Genomic DNA, 17,969 nt, shown 5'->3' with positions numbered 1-17,969 from the left:
AGAGGTGGTCCCACTTGTTTGAACAACTAAAAGCGTATTTATAAGTGATATTCCGCTCTAGTTAAGCCACCTTGTTTTGTTGGGGTAGCTGATCATAGTAAAACTCATTTGGTGTCATTTTGTCTAGACTCGAATGAGGTCGTTTCAAATTATAAAACTCAAAATATGCACTTAATTGCTTTTTCGCATCTGTGACACTGCTATAAGCTTTGAGATACACCTCTTCATATTTAACGCTCCGCCATAATCGTTCAACCATCACATTATCTACCCATCGACCTTTACCATCCATACTGATTTGAATGCCATTTGATTTCAATACATCAATAAATGCATCACTGGTGAACTGACTGCCTTGGTCTGTATTCAATATTTCAGGTGATCCATATTTTTCAATCGCTTCATTTAAAACCGAAATACAAAAATCCACCTCCATACTAATCGATACCCTATGCGCAAGTACCTTGCGGCTATGCCAATCAATCACAGCACATAAATAAACAAAGCCTTTTGCCATAGGGATATACGTTATATCCGTAGACCACACTTGATTACTGCGCTGAATAGCCAACCCTTTGAGCAGATATGGATATTTACGGTGAGCTTGATTAGCCTGGCTTAAATTTGGTTTGCAATATAACGCCTGAATACCCATTTTCTTCATTAAAGTACGTGTATGACGTCGTCCTATATGATGCCCTTGACGATTCAACAAATCACGCATCATACGACTGCCTGCAAAAGGATATTGCATATGTAATTCATCAATACATCGCATCAGCTTCAGATCTGATGAGCTAACAGGTTTTGGGCGATAATAATAACAACCACGGGAGACTTTCAGCAGCTTAGCTTGCTTAGATACTGAAATCTGAAGTGAGTCGTCGATTAACTTTTGTGGTTGAAGCGGCCCAGTTTCTTCAACACACCTTCTAAAAAATCAATTTCTAATGCCTGCTCACCGATTTTTGCATGTAACTTTTTAAGATCAATGGGGGGTTCTGATGGAGCTTTTGATTGATCGAAAGCTTGCGAGGAAGCTGAGATCAATTGATTTTTCCAGTCAATAATTTGGTTTTGATGAACATCAAATTCAGCACTCAATTCAGCAAGTGTTTTTTCTGCTTTAATCGCAGCAAGTGCTACCTTAGCTTTAAAATCATTTGAATGATTTCTTCTTGGTCTACGTGCCATAAAATACTCCATATATTGATGTTTATAACATCATTTGAGGAGCAGAATATCACTTATAGGAGTTGTTCAAATTTACGGATCCATCTCTAAATTGAGCTTTAATGTGATTTTATTCACATAAATATTGAAAATATAATGCTGCTTTTGATTGTAAATAAATGTAAATATATTTCTTGTTAAACTGTATTAAAACATATTTTATGAAATTTAAATTTATTATAAGTGTATGATAAAGAAAGTTTTTAAACTTTCTTTATCAATTATTATTTAATTAATGTGCAAGTAATTGACTGTAAGAATAATACATGAATAGTAAAATGACCAATGCAATGACTGGGGAAAGTAGATAGGACCAGGCTGGAACATCTGGCTGTTCAACCTCAATTTCTTCAGTGTGATGGATGCTAGGTTGTGCCTGATGAACCATTTGATTGAACTCCTGCATGGTGGTTTCCAGTGAAATATCTTGCTGCTCAACAGGTTTGGAGCCTTTCAGTTCGGTGAGCTGGTTAGTTGACCAAACCCAGTCTTCTGCCTGTCCAGACAAGTGCTCGATTTGTCCAAGCAAAAGCTCTGTGAGTCCTGTTTGTCCAAAGCTTCCTGTCTGGTCAAGTTGATTGAGTTCAGTAAACTGTAGACTCAATACCTCTGAGATACTGGGCTCTAGCTCGGCTGGGCTAAGTGCAGATTTATTATGTTTGGAGGTAGTGAGGTGTCGGGCAATTTCCTGAATATAAAGCGGGTCGGCAGCCTTGATTTCATGATAAAGTTTTTTTGGGTCTTGTCTCCAAATGCTAATCAGTTGTCCTAGTGTCAGCACATTGACTTCATGAATATAAAATTGCTTTTCTTTGGGAGAATACTGGCTAAAAAGCTGTGGTTTTTGAAGCTTAATTTGTTCGGAAAAGTATTGAACTAAGTCGAATGCCATCGTCTATTTCCTCGTTTAATCTAAAATTCTAAGAGAAGGTTTCTTTTTACTTGGTTCTGCTTCTTTTTTTGTTTCACTCGCCTGGGCAACATGTGTATCTTCAATGTCCGCATATTCAGCTGGGTCGAAAAATAAACCCTGTCCATTTTCTTTGGCGTAAATTCCCAGCATCGCCCGAACAGGCACATAAATTTCTTTTGCTACTCCACCAAAACGTGCCGAGAACGTAATGGCTTCGTTACTCATGTGCAGAGCATGGATTGCATGTGGGGCAAGGTTCAGAACAATTTGTCCATCTTTTACGAACTGTACTGGAACATCGGTATGAGGTTGTGTGGCATCAACCAATAAGTAGGGGGTCAACTGGTTGTCACAAATCCATTCATAAATGGCGCGGGCAAGATAGGGACGTGTTGGGGTAATGGTTATTTGCTCAGACATAATTAAAAAACTTATTAAATCGTAGAAATGAAGTCATTGTAGCTGTTTTTTTCTTGGGCTGTCATTGATTTAATAAAAGATGATCGGCTAAAGATGCGCTGGCAATACAGGAAAATTGGACGGCAGTGTTGTGGAGGAAGTTCTATCCCCATGCTTTTTAAACGCAGGAAAATGGGTGCAAGCATACAATCCAGAATAGAGAAATTTTCAGACATGAAAAATGGAAAATGTTGAAATAATGGGGTCAGCGAGATCAGGGTATCTCTCAATTCTTTCTGTGCCTTTTGTTTTTGTGTGGGATTGAGTGTGTCTGCGTGACGGAGCATGTGGTCAGCCAGTTGAAACCAGTCCTGTTCAAAACGCCAGATATATTGGCGCTGCTCAGCCCGCGCCATTGGTGCATCGGCATAGAGCTTGTTCTGGCGATAACGGTCATCAAGATATTCTGCAATCACGTTTGCCGAGAAGAGTTTTAGATTTTGCTCAATGAGCATTGGCAACTGGTTGTATGGATTCAGGTCGGCTAAGTCTTCATCTTCATGGTCGGTAATGATGAGCTGATACTTGATCTGTTTTTCAGCAAGTAAAAAACGAATCCAGTGTGAACGGAAATCATCTGCATGACTATAAAGCGTAATACCTTGAACAGGCGTATTTTCAACCGATGACATATCACAAAGCTAGAGATATAAACGGATTAGCATACTAAAAAAATGCTGGAAAAGCATCTTTGTGACACTAAAGTGCCCAGAAATAAAAAACCTCGGAAAAATCCGAGGTTTTTTGTCCAACTCAATAAATGATTAACGTTTAGAGAATTGAGGACGTTTACGTGCTTTACGTAAACCAAGTTTCTTACGTTCAACTTCACGAGCATCACGAGTAACGAAACCAGCTTGACGAAGAGCAGGTTTTAAAGTTTCGTCAGCAGCGATCAACGCACGGGTAATACCGTGACGGATTGCGCCAGCTTGACCACCGATACCACCACCCTTAACAGTGATGTAAAGGTCATATTTTTCAGTTGCTTCCAAAAGCTCTAAAGGCTGACGCACAACCATACGAGCAGTTTCACGACCGAAATATTGCTCTAAAGTACGATTGTTGATTACGAGTTTGCCTGTACCAGCAGATAAGAAAACACGTGCAGTTGCGGTCTTACGGCGACCTGTACCATAATTAGTAGCCATGTGCTGTATCCCTTAGATGTCCAAAACTTGTGGCTGTTGAGCAGTATGAGGATGCTCGCTACCAGCGTACACTTTCATCTTCTTGATCATCGCGTAACCAAGAGGACCTTTTGGCAACATACCTTTTACAGCACGTTGGAAGATTTCTTCTGGTTTGTGTGCAACTAATTTTTCAAAATTAGTTTCACGAATACCCCCAGGGAAACCAGTGTGGCGATAGTATTTCTTATCAAGTGATTTGTTACCAGTCACCTGAACTTGTTCAGCATTGATTACGACGATGTAATCGCCAGTGTCAACGTGAGGGGTATAAGAAGTTTTGTGTTTACCGCGTAAACGACGGGCGATTTCAGTCGCAAGACGACCTAAAGTTTTGCCAGAAGCATCAACAACGTACCAGTCGTGTTGAACTTCAGCTGGCTTAGCGCTGAGAGTTTTCATTAACCACTACCTATTATAGTTGGTTTGGGCAAGGAATCACCCAAACAAAAGGAGACCGAATTCTATATGAATTTGAAAAAGTGTACAAGAACAATTCGATGAGGATGCCATATTTTGCTGTAAAGTGACTGATTTTGTAACTATGGCGTCATGAATTTCAGACTACATTATTTCCCTTGTGACAGTATGGGATTTACCCTATCATTTTTATATCAATTAATTGAAATAAATAGAAGTATCTAGCTCTCTTGGGAACCTTTTATGAAACTGTCGTTTGCCACAAAAATTGCTGTAGTCAGCCTGCTAATTGGCGTTTGCTCTACACAAGCAAACGCACGGCGACTATATAAGTGGGTGGACCAGAGCAGTGTGACCAATTATTCTGAATTTAAACCTAAAGAAGGGACAGAACGCAAGCTGGAAGTTTTGGAAAGCCGTGGTAATGATCATGTTGATCCAGCGATGGCGGTAACCGCAGAAATGAAACCGATTGAGATTCCTGTGGATATGGTCAATCCAGCCAGTTCACCTGTGGCAACCAATCCCAATTCGCAAACGATTTATAAACAGGGAGTCATTACTGAGCCTTATACGCGCCCAGCAAGTGCTGTGGTGCCAACCCAGCCAATCATTGAGAAAAAAGAACCTGTCACCACACAACATCAGTTAATTAACCCTGAAAAACAGGGAAGGACTGCAATTGCAGAAAGAGCAGCGAGTACAGTTGTGGCAACTGTAGAAAAAGCGAAAAAGGAAGAGCCAGTTGTGGCGGCTGTACAACCAGAGAAAAAAGTACAAATCAAGGTCAATCCGTGGACACGTACGGTGGATGCTGTTCCATCAAATTTGGTGCCTGAAAACCTACCTAGAACATTAAGTGGTAATCCTGAGAAGTAATCGCCATACTGAGTGTGATAAAGCTTGGAAACTCGGATGATTATGCTTCCTTTATATGTCACATCAGGTGAACCTGCGGGGATTGGTCCTGATATTTGCTTAAGTTTGGCTGGGCGAGTGGATAAGCGTCCAGTTGTTGTGCTGGCAGATATGCAGATGCTGCAACAGCGTGCAAAACAACTGGGCAATCCTGTTGAATTGGTTGCATATCAGGGACAGGAGCAGTCAAGCCTGTCAGGGCAGCTTTTTGTGGAGCATATCCCTTTAGTTGAACCTGTTGAACTAGGACAATTAAATCCCGCCAATGCGGCTTATGTGATTGAGCAGTTACGACGTTCAGCGGAGTATGCGATGTCTGGACGTAGCGTGGGTGTTGCAACGGCAGCTGTGCAAAAATCCGTGATCAATGATGCAGGCATTACCTTTAGTGGGCACACAGAATATTATCAGGGGTTTGCGGGTGTTGAGCGTGTGGTGATGATGTTGGCCACCAAAACATTAAGGGTTGCGCTGGCGACAACACATTTACCCCTGCGTGATGTACCTGATGCGATTACCAAACAACGTTTACATCAAGTGATTGACATCCTGATTCATGATTTAAAAACAAAATTTAAAATAGCTACGCCCCGTATTTTGGTCTGTGGCCTAAATCCACATGCAGGTGAGGATGGTTATCTGGGGCGAGAAGAAATTGATGTTATCAATCCCGTGCTGGAAATCTATCGGGCGCAAGGCATTGATATGACTTTAAGCTTGCCTGCGGATACCCTGTTTACCCCTGAAAACCTGAAAGATGCCGATGCGGTTTTGGCGATGTATCACGATCAGGGCTTACCTGTGTTAAAATCACAGGGCTTTGGTGAGGCGGTAAACATTACATTAGGCCTGCCATTTATTCGAACTTCGGTCGATCATGGTACGGCACTTTCTCTTGCAGGCACTGGACAGGCAAAATCGTCAAGTTTGCATGTTGCGGTTGATTTAGCACTTGATTTAGCCCGTCAGTGATTGAGGGATAAATTATTCATGTTGGAATTATTATGTATCAAATTAATGCCCTAAACCCTAAAGATGAAGGGCATCAGGCTCGAAAACGTTTTGGTCAGAACTTTTTGCATGACCAGCGTGTGATTGCCAAAATTGTACGCTCAGTGAATCCACGTGCGGGCGATAATATTGTCGAAATCGGCCCGGGTTTGGCTGCACTGACATCGCCCCTGATTGGTGAGTGCGATGCGCTTACAGTGGTTGAACTGGACCGTGATCTGGCAGCAGGTTTGCCTGCTCGCGTGCCACATCCTGAACGTTTGATCATTGTTGAGGCAGATGCCTTAAAATATGATTTCACCCAGTTGTTTCAGGCAGGCCGTCCACTACGTGTCGTAGGAAATCTGCCCTATAACATTTCAACGCCACTGTTGTTCCATCTGTTAGAGTTTGGTGACAAAGTCAAAGACATGCATTTCATGTTGCAGAAAGAAGTAGTTGATCGTATTACCGCCGTGCCAAATACCAAAGAATACGGGCGTTTATCGGTGATGATTCAGTATTTCTGTAAACCAACTTTCTTGTTTGAAGTACCACCAGGTTCATTTAATCCACCACCGAAAGTGACTTCTGCGGTATTTCGTTTGGAACCTTATGAAACTAAGCCCATTATCGCCAAAAATGAAAAAGCTTTGGCGCGTTTGGTTGGCCATGTGTTTACCCAGCGCCGTAAAACCTTGCGTAACAGCTTAAAAGGCATGTTGGTTGAAGAGGGTTTTGAGAAAGCAGGTGTGGACCCGATGGCACGTCCAGAAACCTTGAGTCTGGCTGATTTTGTGGCCTTGTCTGATCAAATGGTGCCTTAAAATGTCCAAGCGCTATAATTATGTCATCGGTGATGTGCAGGGCTGTTTTGAAGCCCTGAAAGCGTTATTAAAAGAAATTCGCTTTGATCCAGATCAGGACTTTTTATGGTTTGCAGGTGATTTGGTTGCGCGTGGTGAAAACTCGGTGGGTGCCTTGCGCTTTGTTAAAAAGCTGGCTGACCGAGGCGCTGCTGCAACCGTTTTAGGCAACCATGATTTAACCCTGATCGCCTGCGCGCGTGGCTTGAAAAAAATCAAGGACAAAGACCGTACACAAGAGATTATTGACGCAATTGATGGTGATGAATTGATTGATTGGCTGCGTAAACAGCCTCTAAGTTTATGTCCGAATGATCATACCTTGATTACCCATGCGGGTGTGCCTTGTATTTGGTCGGCAGAACAAACTGTGCAGTTGGCAAGCGAAGTGCAACAGGTGGTTGGGCATGACGATCTTACGGTATTGGATGCTTTCCTTGCAGAAATGTATGGTGAGCAACCTGATCTTTGGTCAGATGATTTGACTGGGCAGGCTCGCTTGCGTTGTATTACCAATTATTTAACCCGTATGCGCTTAACCAATGCAGAGGGTAGGCTGGAGTTTGAGTTTAAGGATGCACTGGATGCACCGATGCCAACAGGCTTTCAGCCGTGGTTTGAGTTTGAGAGTCAGGCGGCCAAAACCCACCAATTAATTTTTGGACATTGGGCGGCGTTGCAGGGTAAAACCATTAGCTCTCAAATTCAAAATGTTGATGGTGGCTGTGTCTGGGGGCAGCAACTGGTTGCCTTGCGTTTAGAGGATCAACAGTTGTTTAAGGTGGATAATCCGTTGGCTTAGTAAAACTCTGAATTATTTTTTATTGCTCCGCTTGATGTTTAAGTGCAGCATTTTCGTTTTTTAAAGCTGTCAATAAACTGTCATACACTGATCATTAAAGTGTCAAAAAATATTTATAAGCTAAACGCATGAAAATAACGACACAAATGGATGGCGATATGCAGAGTACATACGCGACATCTCTATTAAAGCAAGATCAGTTTCCTGAAAATTTTAAATTCTATTTTAAAAGGAAGCAGCAAAAAGATCAGTCTTATGAACGATCCGAACTGCGGGATTTGGTTCGTCCACGTCTTAGAATCGCAATTGTAACTGAAACATGGCCACCAGAAATCAATGGTGTGGCTTTATCCATGATGCAGTTATGTCAGGGCTTGCAACGTCTTGGGCATAAAATCCTGTTGGTTCGTCCAGTTCAGAAAGAAACCTGTGCGGAATTTCATCCTGAACAGGAGTGTCTGGTGCTGTCCCAACCGATTCCAAAATATCCAAGCCTGCAATTTGGCTGGCCGCAATATCTAAAGGTCACCAAAGCTTTTGAAAAGTTTTCACCTGATGTGGTGCATATTGTGACTGAAGGGCCTTTAGGACTCACTGCATTACAGGCAGCCAAAGCAAAGAAGATTGCGGTGTCTAGTGGCTTTCATTCGCCTTTTCAGGATTTTAGCCGCTTCTTTGACCTAGCCTTTCTGGTTAAGCCCATCCAGCGTTACTTAACCTGGTTTCATAACAGTACCGATGTGACCTGTGTACCGAGCCAGTATACCGAACAGGCACTGCGTGGTTTTGGCGTGACTTGTCCATTGGTTGTGGTTGGCCGTGGTGTCGATACGGTACGGTTCTCCCCCAAACATCGTTCCCAGCGACTGCGCCAACAATGGTGTGTCGATGCTGATACCCGTGTGATGCTGTATGTCGGGCGCTTATCACCCGAAAAAGAAGTTGATGTGCTGATTAAAAGCTTCCATGCCTTGCAGGTCCAGCAGGGTGTCAATATCAAGTTTGTGATTGTGGGTGATGGGCCTGACCGTATCCGACTCAGCAAGATGACCACATCCAAAGACGTAATCTTTATGGGAAGTCTTGGTGGGCATGAGTTGGCAACAGCCTACGCAAGCGCAGATGTTTTTACCTTTGCCAGTCAGGCGGATACCTTTGGTAACGTGGTGCTGGAGGCAATCGCCAGTGGTTTGCCCGTGATTGCCTATGACTACGTCTGTGCACACCAGCACGTCAAACACAATATCACAGGATGGTTGAGTCCTTTGGGTCATACAACCGACTTGATCCAGTCCATTTGCCGTTTACCCGCGCTTCCTCAATTGCGGCAAATGGGTTTGCTGGCCAGTGAAAGCGTACAGCACAGCAGTTGGCAGTTTCCTGTACAGCAACTTGAACAAGCACTTTATCAGGTGCTGAAGGAGTCTCCCATGACCTCTACCTAAACTATTCTCAACAAGAGGAGAAAAAGTATGAAATTTCAAAATGCAAAAATAAAAATGCTCGATCTCGATTTAAAAGGCTGCGTATATCTCAATCATCTCTCCCAGACGCAAGCAGTTGCCCTGTTTTTTAAAACCATCAGTCGTTTGGGAGATGGACCTTTTTGGTATGTGATGCTGCTGTCCGTATGGATCATGCAGGGGTTGGCATACGGTCTACAAATTCTGTACCTGATTGTGGCAGGTTCAGCAGGCACCTTAATTTATAAATTCCTCAAACACAAAACCACACGTCCAAGACCTTACCAGGTCCATCAAGTCATTGTTTTAGGTGAACGGCCACTGGACCATTTTAGCTTTCCATCAGGCCATACCCTGCATGCGGTGATGGTTACGATGACCTTGGGCTATATTCAACCCATCTTATTATTGTTGATGTTGCCATTTACGATTCTGGTTGCATTGTCACGAATGATTCTTGGGCTACATTATCCAAGTGATGTGATTGTGGGGGCGATCATTGGGGCATCGGTTGCAAGTACAATCATCGTGCTGGCACCGAGCTTTAATATTCTTTTATAAATATAACAGTAAATTTTGGGTGAATTTACCGAAACAGCACTATCCCTTAAATCTGCTGATTTGTTAAAGTAGGCTAAATCACATTCATTACACTCAGGTTGTCACATGGGCTTACGTTGGACAGATACGATTGATATTGCGATTGAACTCACCGAAGCGCATCCAGATGTTGATCCACAATGGATTCGTTTTACCGATTTACACGCATGGGTCTGTGCCTTGCCTGACTTTAGTGATGACCCAAACAAGTCAACAGAGGGCTTGCTGGAAGCCATCCAAATGGCATGGCTGGATGAGGTTCGATAAAAATTCATCAGAAATTAGCGAACTTTTACAGATTCAAGCTGATTATTGGTGCTGACATCGGTATAATGCGGCAAATTTTTTTAATGTTTAGACCTAGATTAGGGAGCCAATCATGGCAATTGAACGTACTTTATCAATCGTAAAACCAGATGCAGTTGCAAAAAACCACATCGGTGACATTTTTGCCCGTTTTGAAAAAAATGGCTTAAAAATTGTTGCAACTAAAATGAAACACCTTTCTCAAGCGGATGCTGAAGGTTTCTACGCTGAGCACAAAGAACGTGGTTTCTTTGCTGACCTCGTTGCATTCATGACTTCTGGTCCAGTGGTTGTTTCAGTTCTTGAAGGCGAAAACGCAGTTCTTGCTCACCGTGAAATCTTGGGTGCTACAAATCCTAAAGAAGCGGCTGCTGGCACAATCCGTGCTGACTTTGCTGTAAGCATCGACGAAAACGCGGCTCACGGTTCTGATTCAGTTGCTTCTGCTGAGCGTGAAATCGCTTACTTCTTTGCTGACAACGAGATCTGCCCACGCACTCGTTAATCCAAAGCATTCAGGCCAGATAAGTGGTATACTGCTTATCTGGTTTTTTATTTTCTTATAGATCGGTTTGTGTAAATAATGCACAGCCTTTTCTAGCGTTGACATCTTTTAGGTAAATTCACATGAGTTCTGTAGCCGTAGTTTCATCAGAAAATCTGTATGAAAAACAACAGTCCTGCGCTACGCCTGTGGTTCAAGCTACTGCTGCAAAAGTGAACCTATTGGGCATGTCTCGTCCTGAACTGGAAAAATTCTTTGAAGACCTGGGCGAAAAGAAGTTTCGTGCTGGTCAGGTAATGAAATGGATTCACCAGTATTTCGTGACTGATTTTGCTGAGATGAGCAATATCTCAGGCAAGCTGCGTGAAAAACTGGAAAAGATTTGTGAGATCAAGGCACCTGAAGTGGTGCACCGCAACTATTCCAAAGACGGTACACGTAAGTGGGTGTTCCGTGTTGGCGATGGCGAGGGTTCCCTGGTTGAAACCGTGCTGATTCCTGCTGAAGATAAAACAGGTGCACGCAAGACCCTGTGTATTTCTTCGCAAGTTGGTTGTGCGCTGGATTGCTCATTCTGCTCTACAGGCAAGCAAGGTTTCCAGCGTGATTTAACCCCTGCGGAAATTATCGGTCAGCTCTGGATGGCAAACTATTCCTATATGGAAGATGTGCCTGTTGCTGAGCGTGAACGTACTGTAACCAATGTTGTGATGATGGGCATGGGTGAGCCATTGCTCAACTATGATGCTGTCCTGAGCTCCATGCAGTTGATGCTGGATGACTTTGCCTATGGCATGTCCAAGCGCCGAGTGACGCTGTCAACATCAGGTGTGGTTCCGAAAATTGACCAGTTGGCGCAGGATATAGATGTGGCACTGGCGATTTCACTGCATGCACCAAATGACGAGTTGCGTAATGAACTGGTGCCAATTAATAAAAAATACCCATTACAACAACTGATTGCTGCATGTCAGCGTTATCTGGCAAAAGATGGCAACGAAAGTGCTCGCCGTCATGTCACCATTGAGTATGTGATGCTGGATGGGGTTAATGACCAGCCTGAACATGCACAGCAGTTATTAAAACTATTGAAAAACCTGCCAAGTAAAATCAATCTGATTCCATTTAACCCGTTTCCACATGCGCCTTATGGGCGTTCAAGCCGAAACCGTATTATTGCATTCCAAAAAACTTTGTCTGATGCAGGTTTTGTGTGTACGATTCGTCAGACACGTGGCGATGATATTGATGCTGCCTGTGGTCAATTGGTGGGACAGGTGGCTGACCGTACCCGTCGTGCCGAACAGTGGAAAAAGAAAGTGGCGCAGCAACAAGAAATTTTGCGCACACAAGGATAATACTTGAGGGTAAAGCGTTGAATACAACTCGACCAAAAACGATTATAGCAAGTGCTATTGTATTTACTGTCTTGGGCCTGGGTGCCTGCCAATCAAACACACTGAAAAAAGACCCTGAAAAAGGGGTGCAGGTGCGTACACAGCTCGCCGCAGAATATATTCGTACAGGTGACTTGGATTCAGCCAAACGCTCCCTTGATCAGGCGTTGAAAGTCGATTCCCGTGATGCAAAAGCCAACATGATGATGGGCATATTGCTGCAACAAGAGGGCAGTAAACCCAATATGGAGAAAGCGGACGCCTATTTCAAGCGTGCGATTTCCTCTGAGCCGAATAATGCACAGGCCCGTAATAATTACGGTACATATTTGTACCAGCTGCAACGTTATAATGATGCCATTGAGCAATTTACCCGTGCGGGTGCAACCCTGGGCTATGAGCAGCGTTATCAGTCGCTGGAAAATCTGGGGCGGATCTATTTAAAACTGGGCGATGTTGCGAATGCTGAAAAATCATTCAAACAGGCGCTACAGGCGAATCGAAATGCCACCATCTCCATGTTAGAGTTGGCGGAAATTTTCTATTTGCAGCAGAATAATAGAGATGCATCACAGCTTTATGAACAATATGTTCGTAATGTGGGGCAGAAGAATCAGGGTGCCCGTGCACTCTGGATTGGTATACGCATTGCTCGAGCCAATGCGGATCAGTTGGGAATGCAGGTGCTGGTCAACCAGATGCGCGCCTTGTTTCCTGATAGTCCAGAATATCAACGTTATTTGCAATTACAGTACAGTACTGAGGCCGTATGGAAATAAATCCAAATTCACATCAGCCAACTGGCTCAAACTCACTTTCGTCATCGTTGGGAAATATTCAACGACCTGGTGAGTATTTGCGTCAAATTCGTATTGCACAAAAGAAAGAACTTGAAGAGATTGCAAACGTATTGAACATGCCTGTCAAAACTCTGACTGCATTGGAGCAGGATGACTACAAGTCATTGCCTGAGGCGACGTTTATCAAAGGATATTACCGTGCCTACGCAAAATTCCTGAATGCGGACGCCAGCGCCATCATCCAGCGTTTTGATGAAATCTATGTCAATGACACGGGTCTCAAGGCAAATCATGCCCTGAGTAACTCACCAATCAAGACCATGGGTAAGCTTGCTGGTTCGAAAAGTGTGCGCAACCGTAAATGGTTGAATCGTATTGCTATTTTAGCTACTGTTTTAGTCTTAGGTTGGTTGGCAGTGATGGCTGTACAAAATTGGACATCTAGCCAGAAAGATGAGGCGGATGTGCCTAAAATCACCAACTCGGATGTTGAGATTCTTCCAATGGGGAATAGTGTTGCAACAACGGGTGACCAGCTTGTATTGAATTTTAGCCGACCAACCTCTGTGCATATTGTTGATGCAACAGGTAAAGTGCTGGCTACAGGTCGTCAAGCATCTACATTAACTTTGAGTGGTGAATCACCATTCCAAATTCGTTTAGATGATGCAACCGCTGTATCCTTGACCTTAAATCAGGAACAGATTTCCTTGTCTCCATATACTGTCAATGGAAAAGCAGATTTCCGTTTGTCTCGTTAACGCCAAAGAGTAGAGCTATACGATGATTGTGAACCCCATTAAACGCCGCCCTACACGTAAAATTCGTGTTGGCTCGGTGTATGTCGGTGGTGATGCGCCGATTAGTGTGCAAAGTATGACCAATACAGAAACATGTGATGTGGATGCGACTGTGGCGCAAATCCAGCGCTGTGCAGATGCAGGTGCAGATATTATGCGCGTTTCAGTTCCTTCAATGGAAGCGGCAGAAGCATTCGGTGCAATTCGTAAACGTGTTTCAGTACCTTTAGTTGCAGATATTCATTTTGATCATCGTATTGCTTTAGCGGTTGCGGACTATGGCGCAGACTGTCTACGGATCAATCCAGGAAATATTGGTTCAGATCAGAAAGTACGTGAAGTCGTGGCTGCGGCCAAGCATCATGGTATTTCGATTCGTATTGGGGTAAATGCGGGTTCTCTGGAAAAAGACTTACAAGTGAAATATGGTGAGCCGACAGGGCAGGCCTTACTTGAGTCAGCGATGCGTCATATTGATATTTTAGATCGCTTGGATTTCCATGAGTTCAAGGTCAGCGTTAAGGCATCGAATGTATTTTTAACGATGGATGCTTATCGTTTGCTGTCCCAGCAGATTGATAATCCACTGCATCTTGGTGTGACTGAAGCAGGGATTTACCGTACGGGTACGGTAAAATCTGCGATTGCTTTAGGTGGCTTATTGATGGAAGGCATTGGCGATACTATGCGTATTTCGCTCGCGGCTGAACCTGAGGATGAAATTAAAATCGGTTTTGATATTTTAAAATCGTTGGGCTTACGCTCAAATGGTATTAACTTTATCGCCTGCCCAAGCTGCTCACGTCAGGAATTTAATGTGATTCAAGTGATGCAGGCTTTGGAAGAGCGTCTGGAAGACATTCGTACCCCAATGGATGTTTCTGTGATTGGCTGTAAGGTCAATGGACCTGGGGAAGCCAAAGAGGCGGATATTGGTGTTGTGGGTGCTGCACCTCGTTCGCTGGTGTATCGTAATGGTGAAAAAAGTCATTTAATTGACACCAATCAGTTGGTTGATGAAATTGAAACAATGGTTCGTCAACGTGTTCAAGAGCTTGAAGAAGCTAAGTCCAAAGAAATTATCCGCACAAGTTTTTGAGTAGGTCATGAGTTCAATTGTTGCTATCAAGGGTTTTAATGACATTCTTCCAACGCAAACCGCGGCATGGAGAAGTCTGGAACAACAACTCGCATCTTTGATGGATGCCTATGGTTATCAACAAATCAGGTTGCCGATTGTAGAGCAGACAGGTTTATTTAAACGTGCCATTGGTGATGCAACTGATATTGTTGAAAAGGAAATGTATACCTTTTTTGATAAAGGTACTCCACCTGAATCGCTGACTTTGCGTCCAGAAGGTACGGCTGGGTGTGTGCGTGCGATGTTGGAACATAATTTATTGCGTGGCGCAACACCGCGTGTTTGGTATGTGGGCCCAATGTTCCGCTATGAAAAGCCACAAAAAGGTCGCTATCGCCAGTTCCATCAATTTGGTGTTGAAACTTTTGGTGTGGCAACGCCAGATATTGATGCAGAAATCATTTTAATGACGGCTCGCCTATGGAAACGTATGGGTGTAGCAGCAAATGTTCGTCTAGAACTCAATACTTTAGGTGAGACGGATGAGCGTGCGGAATATCGTGCTGCTTTGGTTGAGTTTTTAAATCAGCACAAAGATGCATTAGATGAGGATTCACAACGCCGTTTAAGTACCAATCCATTACGTATTTTAGACTCTAAAATTGAATCAACACAAAAGATTTTAGAAAATGCACCAAAGTTGCATGATTTCCTAAAAGAAGATTCCATCCAGCATTTTCAGCAATTGCAGCAGTATTTAACGGATGCTGGGGTTGAGTTTGTGATTAACCAGAAGTTAGTACGTGGCTTGGACTACTACAACAAAACTGTATTTGAATGGACAACCACCATGCTGGGTTCACAGGGGACGGTTTGTGCAGGTGGTCGTTACGATGGTTTGGTTGGACAACTGAAAGGTAAAGCAGATCAATCTGTACCTGCGGTTGGCTTTGCAATGGGGATGGAGCGTTTACTGTTGTTGCTTGAGCAGGTTGAACAAGCTCAGGAAGTACGTGATTGTGAAGTTTTCTTATTGGCTGAGCCTGCATTTCAAGCTAAAGCTTTAGTATTAGCAGAGCAAATCCGTGATCAGTTAGAAGCAGCAAACAGCTCAATTCGCTTAAAAACAGGTTCACAAGGCAGTATGAAAAGCCAGATGAAAAAGGCTGATCAATCGGGTGCAATCTATGCAGTGATTTTGGGTGAGCGCGAGTGGGAATCACAACAGCTTTTAATCAAAGAGCTAGCAACGGGTGAGCAGGCGCAGGTCGCTTTAACTGAGCTGACATCTTTTTTTATCGAAAAATTTAAACAATAAATTGCACAATATTTAGGAAAAGGACAATCACATGAGTGTAAGTGATGAAGAACAACTCGACCAGTTAAAGTCGTTTGCCAAAAAATATGGTTCTGCCATGATTAGCGGGATTCTGATTGCCTTGATTGCCTTTTTCGGATGGGAATATTGGCAAAAGAAAAATCTGGCTGAAGCCCAGAATCGAACCGCCAAGGTGCAAAAATTGATGGACGAAGCTAAGGCTGCATCAGGTCAACCAAATGCTTTCGCTACAGTATCTGAAGCAGCAGATAAAATTGTGAAAGATGATGCTAACTCGGTTCAGGCGATTCAAACCCAATTTATCTTGGCGAAGCTTGCTTATGATAAACAAGACTATGCTGCAGCTGAAAAAGCATTAAAGAAAGTTGAAAACTCAAAAGTTAAAGATGCGGGTTTGCTGCAAATTGTAAAAATACGTTTAGCGGATTCACAATTAGCACAAAAGAAATATGATGAGGCGCTGAAAACCTTATCCAAGGTGACTGAACCAGCGTTTAAAGCAACTGCAGAAGAGTTACGTGGTGATATTTTTGTTGCAAAGAAAGATACTGCATCGGCGCGAAAAGCATATCAAAGTGCCTGGGATAACCTGCTTGAGCGTAAACAGGAGCGTCAGCTTTTACAAATTAAACTCGAAAGCGTTGGCGTTTTAGTAGATGATCCTGAAATTGAGCGCCCGATCTTAGATACCAAAGTGGATGAGTCTTAATGCAGAATAAACTAAAACTACCTTTGGCAATTGCAGTTGCTTCAGCTTTATTAATTGGATGTTCAAGTAATAAGGTCAAAGAGGCCAAACCAAATCCATTGCCGAAAATTCAGCAACAACAAGGCCTTAACCTTGTATTTTCACAAAGTGTTTCATCTACAAATGCGGCTGAGGCTTTACGCCTACAGTTGGATACCGACAATGGCATGATTTTTGCGATTGATCCTGATGGTCAGGTTTCTGCTTATAAAGGTAAGCAGCGTCTTTGGAAAAATAAGGTTACTAAGCAAGAACTTACTGCTGGTGTAGAAGCGGGTGAGGGAATTGTTGTGGTGGGTAACCGTAAGGGGCAGTTATTTGCCTTGGATCAGGCCACAGGTGAACAAAAGTGGACAACACAGTTGTCTGGTGCAATTCTTTCTCCATCATTGATCCAGTCTGGCCGTGTGATTACCATTGCCAATGATGGAACCATCTTTGCGCATGACGCTGTATCTGGGCAACAGGTTTGGGCATATAAATTGCCAAACGTCCAGTTTAGCCTACGTGGTCAGCCTGCACCTGTACGTCTGGATGACCGTACCATAGTGGTTGCCTCGGCAAATGCCTATGTATATGGTCTGGATGTGATTAGTGGTGTGCCACGTTTCCAGCGCCGTGTGGCGATCAGTGAGGGGCGTTCAGACATCCAGCGCCTGATTGACATTGTAGGCGATCCTGTAGTTGCGGGTCAGTATCTGGTCACCACCAGCTTCCAGGGACAGGTCACTGTCACTGATCTGGCTACACAACGTGTAGTGTGGAGTGAAGATGCCAGTAGTACCAACCGCCCAGAAGTATCGGGTGATAAGGTATTTGTTTCTACGGTGGATGGCAAGTTGAATGCCTATAGCCTGAGTACAGGTGAATTGGCGTGGCAAAATGAAGAGTTGCTCAATCGTCAGTTGAGCAATCCTGTTATGCTGGGACAAAACCTTGTGGTGGGTGATCTGGATGGTGTCATTCATCTGATTGATCCAGCTTCTGGAAAGCTCATTGGACGTGCCAAAACCAGTGGTGAGGTACAGTCGCTACGCGTGATTGATAACCAGCTTTATGTTGCTACGCGGAAAGGTGCATTAAGCATTTGGCAGAATCGTTAATTTTAGCTCTGCTTGTGCTAAAATAATCAATTAGCG

General features: G+C 43.5%; 21 protein-coding genes. 15 read left to right on the top strand and 6 right to left on the bottom strand.

Annotation, left to right across the window (positions count from 1 at the left end):
* Nucleotides 1-61: 61 nt before the first annotated feature.
* The 6 genes from F988_RS14795 to rplM all read right to left on the bottom strand — a co-directional run bounded on the left by F988_RS14795 (nucleotide 62) and on the right by rplM (nucleotide 4,197).
* Nucleotides 62-1,206, bottom strand: a protein-coding gene (locus F988_RS14795) for an IS3-like element ISAba14 family transposase (protein ID WP_100834114.1) whose coding sequence is annotated in 2 segments (ribosomal slippage) — nucleotides 62-942 and nucleotides 942-1,206 — 1,146 coding nt in all. Because the reading frame shifts where the segments join, the coding sequence is not laid out codon by codon here.
* 259 nt (nucleotides 1,207-1,465) lie between these two features.
* Nucleotides 1,466-2,125, bottom strand: a complete 660-nt coding sequence (locus F988_RS11665; RefSeq protein ID WP_004683195.1) for a hypothetical protein — start codon at nucleotides 2,123-2,125, stop codon at nucleotides 1,466-1,468.
* Nucleotides 2,126-2,140: 15 nt separating this feature from the next.
* Nucleotides 2,141-2,566 (bottom strand): ClpXP protease specificity-enhancing factor, encoded by a 426-nt coding sequence (locus tag F988_RS11660; protein ID WP_004675483.1) that lies wholly within the window; start codon nucleotides 2,564-2,566, stop codon nucleotides 2,141-2,143.
* Nucleotides 2,567-2,580: 14 nt separating this feature from the next.
* The gene (locus F988_RS11655) at nucleotides 2,581-3,237 is read right to left on the bottom strand and encodes a glutathione S-transferase N-terminal domain-containing protein (RefSeq protein WP_004675484.1); all 657 of its coding nucleotides are present in this window, start codon (nucleotides 3,235-3,237) and stop codon (nucleotides 2,581-2,583) included.
* A 132-nt stretch (nucleotides 3,238-3,369) separates the two neighbouring features.
* Nucleotides 3,370-3,756 carry a 30S ribosomal protein S9 gene (rpsI, locus tag F988_RS11650; RefSeq protein WP_004675485.1) on the bottom strand — a complete coding sequence of 129 codons (387 nt, stop codon included), beginning with the start codon at nucleotides 3,754-3,756 and terminating at the stop codon, nucleotides 3,370-3,372.
* Nucleotides 3,757-3,768: 12 nt separating this feature from the next.
* Entirely contained in the window at nucleotides 3,769-4,197 is a 429-nt protein-coding gene (gene rplM / locus F988_RS11645) for a 50S ribosomal protein L13 (protein ID WP_004675486.1), read from the bottom strand.
* A 261-nt stretch (nucleotides 4,198-4,458) separates the two neighbouring features.
* Here rplM and F988_RS11640 point away from each other — a divergent pair, with 261 nt between their 5' ends.
* The 15 genes from F988_RS11640 to bamB all read left to right on the top strand — a co-directional run bounded on the left by F988_RS11640 (nucleotide 4,459) and on the right by bamB (nucleotide 17,933).
* Nucleotides 4,459-5,094 carry a hypothetical protein gene (locus F988_RS11640; RefSeq protein WP_004683192.1) on the top strand — a complete coding sequence of 212 codons (636 nt, stop codon included), beginning with the start codon at nucleotides 4,459-4,461 and terminating at the stop codon, nucleotides 5,092-5,094.
* 36 nt (nucleotides 5,095-5,130) lie between these two features.
* Entirely contained in the window at nucleotides 5,131-6,105 is a 975-nt protein-coding gene (gene pdxA, locus F988_RS11635) for a 4-hydroxythreonine-4-phosphate dehydrogenase PdxA (protein ID WP_004683191.1), read from the top strand.
* A gap of 32 nt (nucleotides 6,106-6,137) precedes the next feature.
* A complete protein-coding gene (gene rsmA / locus F988_RS11630) occupies nucleotides 6,138-6,950 on the top strand; it encodes a 16S rRNA (adenine(1518)-N(6)/adenine(1519)-N(6))-dimethyltransferase RsmA (protein WP_004683190.1) in 813 nt (270 codons plus the stop codon).
* A gap of 1 nt (nucleotide 6,951) precedes the next feature.
* Nucleotides 6,952-7,791: a symmetrical bis(5'-nucleosyl)-tetraphosphatase gene (locus tag F988_RS11625; protein WP_004683188.1), complete on the top strand. Its 840-nt coding sequence runs from the start codon at nucleotides 6,952-6,954 to the stop codon at nucleotides 7,789-7,791.
* Nucleotides 7,792-7,949: 158 nt separating this feature from the next.
* Entirely contained in the window at nucleotides 7,950-9,236 is a 1,287-nt protein-coding gene (locus F988_RS11620) for a glycosyltransferase family 4 protein (protein WP_004683187.1), read from the top strand.
* Nucleotides 9,237-9,263: 27 nt separating this feature from the next.
* Nucleotides 9,264-9,815 (top strand): phosphatase PAP2 family protein, encoded by a 552-nt coding sequence (locus tag F988_RS11615; protein ID WP_004675495.1) that lies wholly within the window; start codon nucleotides 9,264-9,266, stop codon nucleotides 9,813-9,815.
* 105 nt (nucleotides 9,816-9,920) lie between these two features.
* Entirely contained in the window at nucleotides 9,921-10,121 is a 201-nt protein-coding gene (gene iscX / locus F988_RS11610; protein ID WP_004652532.1) for a Fe-S cluster assembly protein IscX, read from the top strand.
* Nucleotides 10,122-10,233: 112 nt separating this feature from the next.
* On the top strand, nucleotides 10,234-10,665 hold the full coding sequence (gene ndk / locus F988_RS11605) for a nucleoside-diphosphate kinase (protein WP_004683185.1): 432 nt from the start codon (nucleotides 10,234-10,236) through the stop codon (nucleotides 10,663-10,665).
* A 122-nt stretch (nucleotides 10,666-10,787) separates the two neighbouring features.
* Nucleotides 10,788-12,023 (top strand): dual-specificity RNA methyltransferase RlmN, encoded by a 1,236-nt coding sequence (gene rlmN, locus F988_RS11600; protein WP_004683183.1) that lies wholly within the window; start codon nucleotides 10,788-10,790, stop codon nucleotides 12,021-12,023.
* A 17-nt stretch (nucleotides 12,024-12,040) separates the two neighbouring features.
* Nucleotides 12,041-12,841, top strand: coding sequence for a type IV pilus biogenesis/stability protein PilW (gene pilW / locus F988_RS11595; RefSeq protein ID WP_004675500.1), 801 nt, complete (start codon nucleotides 12,041-12,043; stop codon nucleotides 12,839-12,841).
* Nucleotides 12,832-13,623 (top strand): helix-turn-helix domain-containing protein, encoded by a 792-nt coding sequence (locus tag F988_RS11590; RefSeq protein WP_004675501.1) that lies wholly within the window; start codon nucleotides 12,832-12,834, stop codon nucleotides 13,621-13,623. The genes pilW and F988_RS11590 overlap by 10 nt, the downstream gene beginning before the upstream one ends.
* A 22-nt stretch (nucleotides 13,624-13,645) precedes the next feature.
* On the top strand, nucleotides 13,646-14,761 hold the full coding sequence (ispG, locus tag F988_RS11585; RefSeq protein WP_004683181.1) for a flavodoxin-dependent (E)-4-hydroxy-3-methylbut-2-enyl-diphosphate synthase: 1,116 nt from the start codon (nucleotides 13,646-13,648) through the stop codon (nucleotides 14,759-14,761).
* Between the two features lie 7 nt (nucleotides 14,762-14,768).
* Nucleotides 14,769-16,061, top strand: coding sequence for a histidine--tRNA ligase (gene hisS / locus F988_RS11580; RefSeq protein WP_004683179.1), 1,293 nt, complete (start codon nucleotides 14,769-14,771; stop codon nucleotides 16,059-16,061).
* Nucleotides 16,062-16,092: 31 nt separating this feature from the next.
* Complete coding sequence (locus F988_RS11575; protein WP_004683177.1) at nucleotides 16,093-16,791, top strand: YfgM family protein; 699 nt, start codon at nucleotides 16,093-16,095, stop codon at nucleotides 16,789-16,791.
* Nucleotides 16,791-17,933 (top strand): outer membrane protein assembly factor BamB, encoded by a 1,143-nt coding sequence (gene bamB / locus F988_RS11570; protein WP_004683176.1) that lies wholly within the window; start codon nucleotides 16,791-16,793, stop codon nucleotides 17,931-17,933. Before F988_RS11575 ends, bamB begins: the two co-directional genes overlap by 1 nt.
* The last annotated feature ends 36 nt before the right edge of the window (nucleotides 17,934-17,969 follow it).

The organism is Acinetobacter parvus DSM 16617 = CIP 108168, from assembly GCF_000368025.1.
GTDB lineage: Bacteria > Pseudomonadota > Gammaproteobacteria > Pseudomonadales > Moraxellaceae > Acinetobacter > Acinetobacter parvus.
This window is presented reverse-complemented; position numbering and strand designations above follow the sequence as displayed.